This is a genomic window from Pseudokineococcus marinus (assembly GCF_013004605.1).
Lineage (GTDB): Bacteria > Actinomycetota > Actinomycetes > Actinomycetales > Quadrisphaeraceae > Pseudokineococcus > Pseudokineococcus marinus.
This window is the reverse complement of sequence record NZ_JABEMA010000055.1, coordinates 1-13894: the sequence shown is the minus strand read 5'-3', so window position 1 is coordinate 13894 and position 13894 is coordinate 1. Positions and strand designations below refer to the sequence as shown.

The following is a 13894-nucleotide window of genomic DNA, read 5'->3' as shown; positions in this document are numbered from 1 at the left end:
CGGGGGCGCCGGGCGTCGAGGCGGTGACGGTGAAGCCGGGCGGGGCGCTGCGGACGGCGTCCCCGTGGCTCATCCACACGCTCTGCGTGGCCGGCTGGCCGTCGAGCAGGACGCTGCGGCGGGCGTGGGCCACGGCCCTCGAGGCGGCCCGACCCGGGGCTCACGCGGCCGTCGTTGACACGACCGTGGCGCGCGGGGCGCTGCCGCTGCGCGTGGCGTCGCGGGCCGCGTGCGCGCTCGGAGGCGTGGACGTCGCCGCGCACCCCTGGCGCGCCGTCGAGGAGGAGCTCGACGACGTCCGCTCGGTCACCCTCGCCCGCGGGCACGTGGAGGTCCGGGCCGGCGTCCTGCCGCGGCGGACCTAGCGCGGCGGCTCCCCCAGCGCCCGCGGTCGGGCAGGATGGCGGGCGGCCGACGAGCGAGGAGGGCCGATGACGACGCCGACGTCGCCCCCGGGCTCCCCGGCCTCGGAGGGCCCCAGCCCGCGCGAGCGGCTCGCCGGCCTCGCCCGCCGCGTGCTCGCGGCCGACGGCGTGCGGCTGCACGGCGACCTCGCGGCCCTGCGCGCCGACGCGCTGATCGCGCCCGCCGTCGGCGGACCCCTCGTCGTCACCGACGCCGTCCTCGACGCGCGGACCGCCGCGGCGCCCGAGGTCCTCGCGGGTGACGTCGGCGCGCTGCTCGCCGTCCCGCTCCTGGCCGGCGGTCGGCCGGTCGGTGCGCTCGCCGTCCACAGCACGTCGTCGCGCCCCTGGACCGAGGACGAGGTCGCGGTGCTCGTCGAGCTGGCGGCCGCCGTCGTCACCGAGGGCGAGCGCGGTGACCTCGCCGACGAGCTCGAGAGCAGCCGGTTGCGCTGGGGCCTCGCCATCGAGGCCGCCGGCGTCGGCGGCTTCGACCTCGACGTGGCCACGTCGCACCTCGAGTGGGACGACCGCCTCATCGCCATCTTCGGCTACGACCCGGCGACCTTCGGCCGCTCCCTCGCCGACTTCGAGGCGCGCCTGCACCCGGAGGACCGGGAGCGCGTCATGGCGGACGTCACCGCCGCCGTCGAGGCGGTCGGCGACTTCGCCTCCGAGTACCGCATCGTGCTCCCCGGCGGGGTGGTGCGGTGGATCTCCGCCCGCGGTCGGGCCCTGCACGGCGGCGACGGGCGCCTGCGCCTCCTCGGCGCCGCCTACGACGTCACCGACGTCCAGTCGGCCGAGGCGGGCGTGCGGCGCGTCCTCGAGTCGATGTCGGCCGCCTTCTTCTCCCTCGACCGCGAGTGGCGGTTCACCTACGTCAACGCCGAGGCCGAGCGGCTGCTGGGCCTCCGGCGCGACGAGCTCCTCGGCGGTGTCGTGTGGGAGCTCTTCCCGGCCGCGCCGGGCAGTCCCTTCGACGTCGAGTACCGCGCCGCCGTCGCCGAGGGGCGCCCGCGGGTCTTCGAGGCGCACTACCCCGCGCCGCTCGACCGCTGGTACGAGGTGCGCGCCTTCCCCGTCGACGACGGGCTCTCGGTCTACTTCACGGACGTCACCGAGCGCCGGGCCCTGCAGGAGCGGGAGGTCCAGGAGGCGGCGCGGCGCGAGGTGCTCTCCCGTGTCAGCGCCGAGCTCGCCGCGACGCTGGACCCCGAGGCGGCGGTGGCGCGCCTCGCCCGGCTCGTCGTGCCGCTCCTCGCCGACTGGTCCGTGGTCACCCTCGTGCGCGACGACGGCCGCCTGCAGGACGTCGGGTGGTGGCACGCCGAGGAGGAGCTCCGCCCGCTCGTCGAGGTCTACGCCCAGCACCGGCTCGAGGCGCTCGAGGACGCGAGCTACCTCGACCGCGCGCTCACGGAGGGCCGGCTGGTGGAGGTGCCCGAGCCCGCCCACGAGTCCATCGCGCGGGTCCTGCGCCCGGGCCCCGCGGCCGAGGTCCTCGCGACCCTCGCGCCGCGCTGGGCGGCGATCGTGCCGCTCGTGGCGCGGGGGCGGACGCTCGGCGTCCTCACGGTCCTCCGCAGCGCGGGGCGCGAAGGCCCGGGCGAGGAGGACATGGCGGTGGCCCGGCAGCTCGCGGAGCGCGCCGGCGTCGGCCTCGACAACGCGCGCCTGTACCGGGCCCAGCTGTCGCTGGCGGAGGAGCTGCAGCGCAGCCTCCTGACGGCGCCGCCGGCGCCCGACCACACCGAGATCGCCGTGCGCTACGTGCCGGCGGCGGAGGCCGCGCGCGTGGGCGGCGACTGGTACGACGCCTTCCTCCAGCGCGACGGCGACACGGTCGTCGTCATCGGCGACGTCGTCGGCCACGACACGGCCGCGGCCGCGGCGATGGGCCAGCTCCGCGGGCTGCTGCGCGGCATCGCCTTCCACCACGGCGCCGGCCCGGCGGAGACCCTGGCCGGCCTCGACGCGGCGATGGAGGGGCTCCTGCTGGAGACGACGGCGACCGCCGTCGTCGTGCGCGTCGAGCAGACGCCGGACATGCGCGCCGAGGGCCTGACCCGCCTGCGGTGGTCCAACGCGGGACACCCGCCGCCCATGCTCGCGACGCCCGACGGCGAGGTGCACCAGCTGCTGGCGGCCCGCACCGACCTGCTGCTGGGGATCCTCCCCGACGTCCGGCGCCACGAGGGCACGGCGGTGGTCGACCGCGGCAGCACCCTGCTGCTCTACACCGACGGCCTCGTCGAGCGTCGCGACCAGGGCCTGCAGGAGGGCCTGGCGCGCCTGCGGCGCGAGCTGTCCGACGTCGCGCACCTGCCGCTCGAGGAGGTGCTCGACGAGCTGCTCGACCGGCTGCGCCCGGAGGCGAGCCACGACGACGTCGCGCTCCTCGCCGTGAGGCTGCACCCGCAGGACGGCCCGCGCCCTCCGGAGGCGGGACCGGAGGTCGTCCCGCCCGAGGTGCCCCCGGACCCGGCGGCCTGACCGCAGCCTGCGACGTCGCAGCGCCGCACCGCGTCCGGCGTGCCTAGCCTGGCCCGCGGCCCGGCGCGCACGCGCCGGCCGGGAGGAGAGCGGACCATGTGCGGCATCACCGGCTGGGTGTCCTTCGAGCGGGACCTGACGGAGCCGGGGCACCGCGCCGACGCGGAGGCCATGACGGCGACCATGGCGTGCCGGGGACCGGACGCCGAGGGGCTGCACGTCGAGCGCCACGCGGCCCTCGGGCACCGCCGGCTGGCCGTCATCGACGTCGAGGGCGGCGCGCAGCCCATGTCGGTGCGCACCGACGACGGCGAGGTCGTCCTCCTGCACAGCGGGGAGGTCTACGGCTTCGAGGACCTGCGGGCCGAGCTCGTCCGCCGCGGCCACCGCTTCCGCACGCGCAGCGACACCGAGGTCGTCCTCCACGGGTACCTGGAGTGGGGCGAGGCCGTCGCGGAGCACCTCGACGGCATGTTCGCCTCGGCGATCTGGGACGGCCGGGTCGAGCGGCTCGTCCTCGTCCGCGACCGGCTCGGCATCAAGCCCCTCTACTACGCCGAGACGCCGGACGGCGTCCTCTTCGGCTCGGAGTCCAAGGCGCTGCTGGCCAACCCCCTGGGGGACCGCACGGTCGACCTGGACGGGATGCGGGCGATGCTCAGCCTCGCCGTGCCGCCGGGCGCGTCGCTGTGGCGGGGCATGCGCGAGGTGCTCCCCGGGGGCCTCCTCGTCGTCGACCGCGACGGCCTGCGCGAGCACCGCTACTGGACGCTCGAGACCCGGCCCCACACCGACGACCTGCCGACCACGCTCGAGACCGTCCGCGGGCTGCTCGAGGACGTCGTCGCGCACCAGACCGTCTCCGACGTCCCCCGCTGCACCCTGCTGTCGGGCGGGCTCGACTCGAGCGTGCTGACGGCGCTGGCCGCGAAGGCGCTCGCCGCGCGCGGCGAGCAGGTGCGCAGCTTCGCCGTCGACTTCGTCGGGGAGGGGGACGGGCTGGGCGCCACGCCGGACAGCCCCTTCGCCACGGAGGTGGCCGACCACGTCGGCACGCGCCACGAGCGCATCGTCCTCGACCACCTGGCCATGGCCGACCCGTCGGTCCGTCGCGCGGTCATCGCGTCCCGCGACAGCCCCGTCACGTGGGGCGACATCGACTCCTCGATGTACCTGCTCTTCAAGGCCATCGGCGAGCACTCGACGGTCGCGCTGTCCGGGGAGGGCGCCGACGAGCTCTTCGGCGGGTACGAGTGGTTCACCCACCCCGAGCGGCGGGCGCACGACAGCTTCCCGTGGATGGAGGTGCTCGTCCGGCGGTCCCAGGCCCAGCTGTCCTCGCGGCTCAGCGGCGAGCTGCGGGCGGCGCTGGACCTGCCCGCCTTCGTCGACGCGCAGTACGCCTCAGCCGTCGCGGAGGTGGGGCACCTCGACGGGGAGAGCGAGGAGGAGCGGCGCTACCGGGTCATGTCCTACCTCGCGGTCACCCGCATCGAGCGCTCGCTGCTGGAGCGCAAGGACCGTCTGAGCATGGCGGTGGGCCTGGAGGTGCGCGTCCCCTTCTGCGACCACCGGCTCGTCGAGTACGTCTACAACGTCCCGTGGGCGCTGAAGAGCTACGACGGCCACGAGAAGAGCCTGCTGCGCGGCGCGGCGGGCGACCTGCTGCCCGCCTCGGTGCGCGAGCGGCGCAAGCTGCCCTACCCGGCCAACCCCGACCACGACTACACCCGGGCGCTGCTGCAGCAGGGCGCCGACCTGCTCGCCGAGGGCCACCCCGTCCTCGAGCTCGTCGACGACGGGTGGCTGCGCGACGTCGTGCGCCGGGAACCGGCCGAGACCCCCCTCGGCGTGCGCGCCGGCGTCGAGCGGGTCCTGGGTCTCGGCGTCTGGCTGGACCTGTACCAGCCGCGGCTCGTCCTCGACTGAGGTCGGCGCGCCGGCCGCCGCGCGGGGGACGCCCGCGCGGCGGCGGACGGCTCGTCGGGGAGGCCGCCGCGCGTCGCGGGCTGCCCCGGCCCGACCCCGGTGCCAGGGTGGCGGGCGTGAGCGACACGAGCACCGCACCGCCCCTCGACCTCGACGGCCTGCGCGCGCAGGTGCCCGCCCTGGGCGAGGGCATCGCCTTCTTCGACGGCCCGGGCGGCACGCAGGTGCCGGCGCCGGTGGCGGACGCCGTCGGCGCGATGCTCGGCTCCGCCGTCTCCAACCGGCACGGGCCGCACCACGCCAGCCGCCGGGCCGAGGAGGCCGTGGCGGCGGCCCGGCACGCGGTGGCCGACCTCGTCGGCGGCGTCCCCGAGGGCGTCGTCCTCGGCCCGTCGATGACGCACCTCACGTACGTCATGGCGGGCGCGCTCGCCAAGGGCTGGGGCGAGGGCGACGAGGTCGTCCTCACGCGGCTCGACCACGACGCTAACGTGCGCCCCTGGGTCCAGGCGGCGGCGCGGGCCGGCGCGTCGGTGCGGTGGGTGGACGTCGACCCCGCGACGGGCGAGCTGGTCGAGCCGCTCGCGGCGGTCACCGACCGCACCCGGCTCGTCGCCGTCACCGGCGCGAGCAACGCCCTCGGCACCCGCCCGGACGTCGCCGCGATCACCGCCGCGGGGGACGCCGTGGGCGCCACCTCCTACGTCGACGGCGTGCACCTCACGCCCCACGCGCCCGTCGACGTCGCCGAGCTGGGGGCCGACCTCTACGCGCTGTCGATGTACAAGCTCATGGGACCGCACATGGCGGCCGTCGTCGCGGACCCCGTCCTCCTCGAGGGCCTGCAGCCGGACAAGCTCGTGCCCGCCTCGGACGAGGTGCCGCTGCGCTTCGAGCACGGCACCCCGCCGTTCGAGCTCATGCCGGGCGCCACCGCGGCGGTCGACCTGCTCGCCGGCCTGGTGCCCGGCGCCCCCGACGACGACCGCCGCACCCGGGTGGTCCGCTCCGCGGCCGCCCTCGAGGCGAGCGAGGAGCGGGTCTTCGCCCGCCTGCTCGACGGCCTGACGGGCACGGACGCCGTGACGGTCGTCGGTGCGCCGGCCCGCCGCACGCCCACGGTCTCCTTCCGCGTCGCCGGCGCGAGCCCCCGGGAGACCTCGCGCTGGCTGGGCTCGCGCGGCGTGGCTGTGAGCGACGGCGACTACTACGCGCGCGAGCTCGTCGAGGTGCTCGGGCTCCGCGCGTCCGGCGGGATGGTGCGCGCCGGCGTCGCGCCGTACACGAGCGACGACGACGTCGACCGCCTGCTGGCCGCCGTCGCCGAGGTCGCCGACGGCGCCCGGGCCTGAGGGGCGGCGGCGTGGCGGACGGGACGGGGCGGCTGCGGACGGCCGACCTCGACGACGTGCCCGCGGTCGTGGCGCTCGTCGAGCGCGCCTACCGCGGCGAGGCCAGCCGGGGCGGGTGGACGACGGAGGCGGACCTCCTCGAGGGCCAGCGGACCGACGCTGCGTCGGTGGCCGAGCTCGTGGGCGCGCCGGGCTCGGCGGTGCTGCTCCTCGAGGAGGACGGCGCCCTCCTGGCCTGCTGCCACGTGCGCGTCCTGCCGGCCGCGGGCGGGCCCCGGCGGGCCTACGTGGGCATGGTGGCCGTGGACCCCGCCCGCCAGGGCGGTGGGACGGGCCGCGCGGTCCTCGACGCGGCCGTCGAGCGCGCCCGCGGGCTCGGCGCGCGGGTGCTCGAGATGACCGTCATCACCCAGCGCACCGAGCTCGTGGCCTGGTACGAGCGGCGGGGGTGGCGGCGAACGGGCGAGCAGCGGCCCTTCCCCTACGGCGACGAGCGCTTCGGGCGGCCCCGGCGCGACGACCTCGCCTTCGACGTCCTCGAGCGCTCCCTCGCCGGGCCGTCCGCGGGCCCCTGAGGGCCCGCGGCACCCCCGCTCCCCGCCGCGGGCGCAGCGGCCCCGCTCACGCGTCGACGACGTCCTCCTGGCTGCGGAAGCAGCGCTCGAGGACGGCGGTGAGCGCCTGCGAGCGCGCCGTCGAGGAGAGCGAGCCGGCGCGGCGGGAGCCGCTGAGGTGCACCGCGCTCAGCAGGCCGGTGATGCTCGCCACGGCGATGACCCCCTCCGGCGGCACGGACTCGTCCACGACCCCCTCCGCGGGCGCACCGGCGGACGGCGGCACCGGACCGCGCCCGCCACGGCTGCGGGCCCCGAGGACGGCGCCGTCGCCGCGCCCGCGGGTCGTGGCCATCTCGCGGGCCACGCCCAGCGCCACGAACTCCGACCAGGTGTCCTCGACCCGCTGGGCGACGCCGTCGTCCGTCGCCGCCGTCCTCAGCAGGGAGCGCCAGTAGTCGCGGGTGTCCGGGTCGTCCCAGCAGTGCTCGACGAGCCCGGCCAGGTAGGCGGCGCGCTCGGCGCGCGGCAGGGCCGCCATCGCCTCGAGCTGGTCGTCGAGGGCGCTCGGCCGCCGCACGACCTGCTCGAAGAGGTCCTGCTTCGTCGAGAAGTAGTAGCGGACGAGCGCCGGGTCGCAGTCGGCGTCGCGGGCGATGGCGCGCGTCGAGGCGCCGTCGTACCCGTGGTCGGCGAAGGACCGCACGGCCGCCTCGGTGATGCGGCGCCTGATCTCCCCGCGCGCGCCGCGGGGGCCGCGGGTCGCGGCGCTCGCGGTGGGTGTGCCGGAGGAGGCGCCGTCCTCGGTCGGGTCTTCCACCGTGCTCGTCCTCCACTACGTCGTGCACCAGCCCCTGCGGGGTGCATCATCACCCGAGGTCGCGCCCGGCGCCCGGCGCCGTGCCGGTGGGCGCCCCCTCCCCGCAGCGCGCGGGTGCTCCTACGCTGGGGAAGTCGCGGTCCAGCTGACGGGCGGCGACCGAGGGCGCCGCACGGTCGGCGCGGAGGGGGACCGTCGTGGACGCAGAAGTGCGAGAGCGCTCCCACCCCCCGTCCGGAGGTCCGGCGCCGCACGTCGCCGAGGTGGCGGTCGCCCGGCGCGTGGCCGAGGAGGTCGCGGCCGACCGGGTCGCCCTCGTGCTCATCACGGGCGACGAGCACTACCCGGTGCGCGGCTCGGACGCCGTGCTCGTCCGGCTCGCCGAGCAGGAGCGGCTGGCCGGCGAGGGCCCGGGCACCGACGTCGCCCGGACGGCCCGCGCGACCTGCGTGGGCGACATGCACGAGGCCGTCGGGCGGTGGCCGGCGCTCGCCGTCTGCGGTCCGCCGACGCAGGTGCGGACGCTGCAGCTGCACCCCCTCCTCGGCCGCGGCGACGACGACCGCCCGCAGGTGCTGGGGATGCTCGCCCTCAGCCGCTCGCAGGTGCGTCCCTTCTCCCCCGCCGAGACGGCGGTGGTGGGCCGCCTGGCGGACCTGCTCTCCCTCATGCTGCAGGCGCGGGCCCTCGACGACCTGGCCGCCGACGAGGCCGGCCGCCCCGGGGGGCGGCTCGACGAGGTGCTGGACCCCTCGGCCCACGTGCTGCCGCTGGCGGTGGGCCACCTCATGGTGCGCGAGGGGCTCAGCGAGGACGAGGCGCTCCGGTTCCTCGAGCGCCGTGCGTCCGAGGACGGCCGGTCGGTCGACGACCTGGCGCGCGAGGTCGTCCGCAGCCGGGCGGACGCGGCGGAGCCCTGAGACGGAGCCCCTCGCGGGGGGCGGACGGTCGTCCGCCGAGGGCGCCCGACGGGCAGGGTCGGCGCAGGAGGGGCAGGCTCGCGGCGGGAGCTGGAGCAGCGCGGCTCCCTGGCACCTCGCGCACCGCAGGAGGCTCGATGTTCCGCCACGTCAAGGAGCTGCAGTTCGAGGCGAAGCCGGAGAAGCCGGACGCCCTCTACGCCATGAAGTTCCAGGAGATCCTGGGCGGCCAGTACGGCGAGATGACCGTGATGATGCAGTACCTGTGGCAGGGCTGGAGCTGCCGCGTCCCGGGCAAGTACAAGGACATGATCATGGACATCGGGACGGAGGAGATCGCGCACGTCGAGATGCTCACGACGATGCTCGCGCGGCTCCTCGAGGGCGCCCCGGCCGAGACGACGGCGGCCGCCGCCGCCGCGAACCCCGTCCTCGCCGCCACGCTGGGCGGCCAGAACCCGCAGCACGCCATCGTCGCGGGCGGCGGTGCGATGCCGACGAACAGCATGGGCGTGCCGTGGAACGCGGGCTACATCGTCGCGAGCGGCAACCTCCTCGCCGACTTCCGCGCCAACGCCGCGGCCGAGGCCCAGGGTCGGCTCCAGACGTCGCGCCTGTACGGCATGACGGACGACCCGGGCGTCAAGGCGATGCTGAAGTTCAACCTCGCGCGTGACACGTGGCACCAGCAGCAGTGGCTCCTCGGCATCGAGCAGCTCATCGAGGAGGGGTACTCCGAGGTGGTCGAGCACTCGAACGCCGAGGAGGAGGACCAGCGCTGGAACAAGGCCTTCTACTCGCCCAACCCCGGCAGCGCGGCGGGCGAGGGCCGGTGGGCGCAGGGGCCGACCCTGCTCGGGGACGGCGAGATCGAGTACGTCGCCGACGCGCCGCCGCTCACCGACGACGACGGCACGCTCCCGGCGCCGGACCCGAACCTCTTCGCGACGTACGACGGCTCCCAGGGCCCCGGGACGCCGGGCACTCCCGGCGGGCGCGCCAAGGGCGCCGCCGAGGGCGTCGTGGGCAAGATCAAGGACGCGCTCGACTGACGTCCGCCGGGCCACGCCCGGGCGCCGACCGCGCCCGGGCGGGTCCCGCCGCCGAGCACGACCCCACCGCCCAGCACGACCGCACCGACCTCCACCCCAGCACCGCACCGCGCAGCACGCGCCACCAGCCAGGGGGGCGCCCCGCACCGTCCCCCCGGGGGTCCCCGTGCGCAGACCGTCCCGCCCTCCCCGCGTCCGGCGGCCCCGGCCCGAGGACCGGTCCGCCCCGGGCCGCGAGCCCCGCCGGCCGCCCCGGGCCGCGAGCCCCGCCGGCCGCCCCGCCCCGAGCGCCACGGGGCCGGGACGCGCAGCGCCGAGGAGGTGCTCCGCGAGCTCGACGCCATGGCCGAGCAGGTGCGCCGAGCCGGGGGTCCCGACGACGACGGCTCGGGTGGCGCGCCGGGGCCGCGCTCAGGGCAGCGGTGAGCCGTCCTCGGCCCTCACGCGGCACCCCAGGTCGCGCAACCGCTCCACCCCGGCCGCGCCGCTCCCCGCCCCGCCGACCAGGGGCGCGGGCACGAGGAGCTCGAGCCGGTCCGGGCTGAGCCCCTGCTCGACGAGGGCCACGCGGACCCGACCCGGGGTCCCCGGGTGCGCCACGTCGGCGGCCGACAGGCGCACGACCGCCCGGCGTGGCGCCCGGTCGCCCAGCTCCTCGTCGTCCGCGGCGAGGCGCGCGCAGACCGCCCTCACGGCGCGCAGCCCCGGTCCTCGGCCCGGCCCTCCGTCGCGCTCGCCCTCCACCTCCGGGGCGCACGTCGCGTCGGCGAGGGAGAGGACCCGGGTGAGCGCTGCGGAGGGCTCGCGGAGGACCACGCGCCGGGGCGCCCGGGACGCGACGTCCTCGAGCAGCCGCACGCCCGCGCAGTCGGCGAAGGGGACGTCCCGGGCGTCGACGACCAGGTCCTCGTCGTCCTCGAGCCGGGCCACGGCGTCGCGGAGGACGGCGGTCCACCGCTCGCACCCGCCGAGGTCGAGGTCGCCGTGGAGGACGACGTGGGCGTCGCCCGTCCGGCGCTGTCCGTGTCCGCGCATGCGGCCCCCAGCGCCCCGACGAGTGACCGCCGTCAGGCTCCAGCGGGGGGCGAGGGGGGCGCTGGAACGACTCTAGACCAGGCGTGTCCTCACGGGGGGAGGGCGGACCGTGGGCCCGACAGGTGGTGCGTGCCCGGTACGGGTACCTTTCGACCGCCCGCGAGGGCGGGGCGCTCGCCGCCCCGCCGAGTTGAGACGCCAGCTCGCGCGAGGACGCCGTCGGGTCTGGCCGGGCACCGGCGAGCGACGTCAGGCGCCGATCGCGCACGAGGCCGCAGGAACCACCGACATGTCGTCGCACGACTCGAGCGGGCGCCCCGAGCCCAGCGCCCCCCCGCACCCCACCGCGTCCCCGGGCCCGACCGCGGCCCCGGACCCCACCGCCCTGGGCGACCCCTTGCCGCCGCCGCACCCCGCCCTCGCCGCGCTGGGGCAGATCCGCCTCGACCAGCCGCTGGGGCACGTGCTCCAGGAGGTCTGCGACCTGGCGGCCCAGGTCCTCGTCGACGTCGACGCCCTGTCGGTGACGCTCGTCGACGAGGCGGGCAGCGCGCGCAGCGCCGCCTTCGCCGGTGGGCTGGCGGCGCTGCTGGACGAGCGCCAGTACGAGGACGGCTTCGGGCCGTGCATGGACGCCGCGCGCTCCGGCGGCGTCGTGCGCATCCGCGACACGAGCACGGACCCCACCTACCCGGGCTTCAGCGCGCTCGCGCAGCGGCACGGGGTGACGTCGGTCGTCTCGGTGGGGGTGCCGTGGGCGGACCGGGTCGTCGGCGCCCTCAACCTCTTCAGCTGCGGCGGCGTCGCCCTCGACGACGAGTCCGTCGAGGTGGCGGGCGTCTTCGCCGGGTACGCGGGGGCCGCGCTGGCCCACGCCGCGCTGCTCACGTCGACGGCCGAGCGCGCGGGGCAGATGCAGGAGGCCATGCGCTCGCGCGCCGTCATCGAGCAGGCGAAGGGGGTCCTCGCGGCGGCCCTGGGGCTCGAGCCCGAGGAGGCCTTCGCCGAGCTCTCCCGGCGCAGCCAGCGGTCCAACACCAAGCTGCGCGACGTCGCGGCGCAGGTGGTCGCCCAGGCCCTCGGGGCGCACGCCGACGCGGACGGCGGCGACCGCGCCTGAGGCCCGCCGAGCGGTCCCGCGGCGCGGGCGGCAGGCTCGGCCCATGAGAGCAGCGCAGGTGCGGCGCACGGGCGGGCCCGAGGTCGTGGAGGTCGTCGACGTCGAGGAGCCGCGGCCCGGGCCGGGCCAGGTGCTCGTCGAGGTGGACGCCGCGGGCGTCAACTTCATCGACACCTACCACCGCAGCGGCACCTACCCCGTGGCGACGCCGTTCGGCCTCGGCCTCGAGGGCGCCGGACGGGTCGTCGCGGCGGGGGAGGGCGCGGACCTCCCCGAGGGCGGGCTCGTGGCGTGGAAGCAGGCGCCGGGCAGCTGCGCGGAGCGCGTCGTCGTCGACGCCGCGGAGGCCGTGCCGGTGCCCGACGGCGTCGACGCCGAGACGGCGGCGGCGCTCATGCTCCAGGGCCTGACGGCGCAGTACCTCTGCGCCTCGACGTACCCGGTGGCGCCGGGCGACGTCGTCGTCGTCCACGCCGCCGCGGGGGGCGTCGGCCTGCTCCTCACCCAGATGGTCGTGCTGCGCGGCGGGCGCGTCCTCGCGACGACGTCGACGCCGGAGAAGGCCGAGCTCGCCCGCGGCGCCGGCGCCGAGGAGGTGCTCGGGTACGAGGACTTCGCCGCGCGCGCCCGGGAGCTCACCGACGGGGAGGGCGTCGCGGCCGTCTACGACGGCGTGGGCCGGGCCACCTTCGCGCAGGGCCTCGACGCGCTGCGCCCCCGCGGCACCATGGTGCTCTTCGGCGGCGCGAGCGGGCAGGTCGAGCCGCTGGACCTGCAGCAGCTCAACGCGAAGGGCTCGCTCTACGTGACCCGGCCCTCGCTCGCGGCCTACACGCGCACCCGCGAGGAGCTGCTCGAGCGGGCCGGCGCCGTGCTCGGGTGGGCGGCGCAGGGGCGGCTGTCGGTGCGGGTGGGCGGGCGCTACGCCCTCGAGGACGTCGCCCGGGCCCACGAGGACCTCGAGGGCCGCCGGACCACGGGCAAGCTCCTCGTCCTGCCCGAGGGCGCGGCCGAGGCGGAGCTCGGGCGCAGCTGAGCGGTCCCGCCCGCCTGCGAGGGCGGCACGGTCGGGCGGGGGCGCGGTCAGGCGGCGCCGGGGCCCGCGGCGGCCCGCAGGAGCGGGCTCGCGGGACCGGCGACCAGGCGCGCCAGGTCGTCGACGGCGTCACCGGTGCGCGACAGGCGCACCCGGTCACCGCCGAGCACGAGGCAGCGCTCGAGCGCGGAGAGCCCGCAGCAGTCGACGAACGCCACGGCGGAGACGTCGAGGACGACGTCGGCGCCGCCGTCGACGAGGGCCATGACGTGGTCGGCGACGCCCGGGGCGGCCGACAGGTCGAGGTCCCCCGAGAGCCGCACCTCCACGGACGGACGCCGGGGGCGCCGTGCCCGGTCGGTGGTCGGCCGGTCGGTGGTCGGTCGGGCGGTGGTCGATCGGGTGCGCGGGGCTGCGGTGGCGGTGGTCACGCCGTCTCCCGGGGCCGGGGTCGTCGTCCGCGGGCGACCTGGTGCCCCCAGGGCACACCCACGGGCCGTGAGGGACGTGGGTGGCGGCTGGTGGTCTCCTGGACGACCGGGACGCACCCGCCGGGAACCGCGTCGGGACGGCGGTGCGTCCCACCGCCATGAGGACCGGGAGCGGGACGGCGACGGCGCCGAGGGGGCCGGCAGGTGGGGGCTCGGCACGACGGGCCGTGCTCGTCCTCGCCGTCGCGGCCGCGTGCGGGGCCTGCGGGGACGGGGGAGCACCCGCGGCCGGCCGGCCGGCGTCCTCGCCCGCCCCGACGACGACGTCGGCAGCGCCGCCGCCGACGGGCACCGGCGCGCCGCCGTCCGCCCCCGACGCCGGGCCCGCGGCGGGCTCGTGCCTGGCGGCGGTCGAGGTGGCGGGGAGGACGTACGTCTGGTGGGAGCCCCCGTCGGGCGTCGCGCCGCCGCCGCCGACGGGGCCGGAGCTCGCGGCCGTCGTCCCGCCCTGCGGGGACGCCGACCTCTACGAGGGCGTGCCGACCACGCCCTCGTCGGTGCGCGTCCGCGCGCTCGAGGGCGTCCCGGTGGAGGAGGCCGTCACGCTCGACGGACGCGTCCACCTGGTCGACCCGTCGGCCCCGCCGGCGGGGCTCACCGGGCCCTGACGGCCCACCGGGCCCGGGCGGCGCCTCAGGCGACGCGCTCGGCGCCTCCCGCGGCGACGACGGCGACGAGCTGAGGC

At 77.8% G+C, this 13894-nt stretch carries 12 protein-coding genes and 1 pseudogene; 10 read left to right on the top strand and 3 right to left on the bottom strand.

Annotated elements, in window-relative coordinates:
- The 5 genes and pseudogenes from HLB09_RS05880 to HLB09_RS05860 all read left to right on the top strand — a co-directional run.
- Nucleotides 1-365 (top strand): annotated as a pseudogene (locus HLB09_RS05880) (hypothetical protein); the annotation flags it as partial.
- Nucleotides 366-431: 66 nt separating this feature from the next.
- Entirely contained in the window at nucleotides 432-2900 is a 2469-nt protein-coding gene (locus tag HLB09_RS05875) for a SpoIIE family protein phosphatase (protein WP_171202473.1), read from the top strand.
- A gap of 96 nt (nucleotides 2901-2996) precedes the next feature.
- Entirely contained in the window at nucleotides 2997-4829 is a 1833-nt protein-coding gene (gene asnB, locus HLB09_RS05870) for an asparagine synthase (glutamine-hydrolyzing) (protein WP_171202472.1), read from the top strand.
- 116 nt (nucleotides 4830-4945) lie between these two features.
- Complete coding sequence (locus tag HLB09_RS05865; RefSeq protein WP_171202471.1) at nucleotides 4946-6181, top strand: cysteine desulfurase-like protein; 1236 nt, start codon at nucleotides 4946-4948, stop codon at nucleotides 6179-6181.
- Between the two features lie 11 nt (nucleotides 6182-6192).
- The gene (locus HLB09_RS05860; protein ID WP_171202470.1) at nucleotides 6193-6756 is read left to right on the top strand and encodes a GNAT family N-acetyltransferase; all 564 of its coding nucleotides are present in this window, start codon (nucleotides 6193-6195) and stop codon (nucleotides 6754-6756) included.
- A 46-nt stretch (nucleotides 6757-6802) separates the two neighbouring features.
- Here HLB09_RS05860 and HLB09_RS17730 read toward each other — a convergent pair whose 3' ends face one another.
- Nucleotides 6803-7555: a TetR/AcrR family transcriptional regulator gene (locus HLB09_RS17730; protein ID WP_212770614.1), complete on the bottom strand. Its 753-nt coding sequence runs from the start codon at nucleotides 7553-7555 to the stop codon at nucleotides 6803-6805.
- A 263-nt stretch (nucleotides 7556-7818) separates the two neighbouring features.
- Here HLB09_RS17730 and HLB09_RS19815 point away from each other — a divergent pair, with 263 nt between their 5' ends.
- Both HLB09_RS19815 and HLB09_RS05845 read left to right on the top strand, forming a co-directional pair.
- Nucleotides 7819-8475 carry a GAF and ANTAR domain-containing protein gene (locus HLB09_RS19815; RefSeq protein ID WP_171202469.1) on the top strand — a complete coding sequence of 219 codons (657 nt, stop codon included), beginning with the start codon at nucleotides 7819-7821 and terminating at the stop codon, nucleotides 8473-8475.
- Between the two features lie 137 nt (nucleotides 8476-8612).
- A complete protein-coding gene (locus tag HLB09_RS05845) occupies nucleotides 8613-9527 on the top strand; it encodes a manganese catalase (RefSeq protein ID WP_171202468.1) in 915 nt (304 codons plus the stop codon).
- 411 nt (nucleotides 9528-9938) lie between these two features.
- On the opposite strand, the gene HLB09_RS05840 is transcribed toward HLB09_RS05845, so the two are convergent.
- Nucleotides 9939-10562 carry an STAS domain-containing protein gene (locus HLB09_RS05840; RefSeq protein WP_171202467.1) on the bottom strand — a complete coding sequence of 208 codons (624 nt, stop codon included), beginning with the start codon at nucleotides 10560-10562 and terminating at the stop codon, nucleotides 9939-9941.
- Between the two features lie 289 nt (nucleotides 10563-10851).
- Between HLB09_RS05840 and HLB09_RS05835 the strand changes: the two genes are divergently transcribed.
- Nucleotides 10852-11682: a GAF and ANTAR domain-containing protein gene (locus HLB09_RS05835; RefSeq protein WP_171202466.1), complete on the top strand. Its 831-nt coding sequence runs from the start codon at nucleotides 10852-10854 to the stop codon at nucleotides 11680-11682.
- 43 nt (nucleotides 11683-11725) lie between these two features.
- On the top strand, nucleotides 11726-12718 hold the full coding sequence (locus HLB09_RS05830; RefSeq protein WP_171202465.1) for a quinone oxidoreductase family protein: 993 nt from the start codon (nucleotides 11726-11728) through the stop codon (nucleotides 12716-12718).
- A 47-nt stretch (nucleotides 12719-12765) separates the two neighbouring features.
- On the opposite strand, the gene HLB09_RS19200 is transcribed toward HLB09_RS05830, so the two are convergent.
- Nucleotides 12766-13149, bottom strand: a complete 384-nt coding sequence (locus tag HLB09_RS19200) for an STAS domain-containing protein (protein ID WP_171202464.1) — start codon at nucleotides 13147-13149, stop codon at nucleotides 12766-12768.
- A 227-nt stretch (nucleotides 13150-13376) separates the two neighbouring features.
- Between HLB09_RS19200 and HLB09_RS05820 the strand changes: the two genes are divergently transcribed.
- Nucleotides 13377-13817 (top strand): hypothetical protein, encoded by a 441-nt coding sequence (locus HLB09_RS05820; protein ID WP_171202463.1) that lies wholly within the window; start codon nucleotides 13377-13379, stop codon nucleotides 13815-13817.
- The last annotated feature ends 77 nt before the right edge of the window (nucleotides 13818-13894 follow it).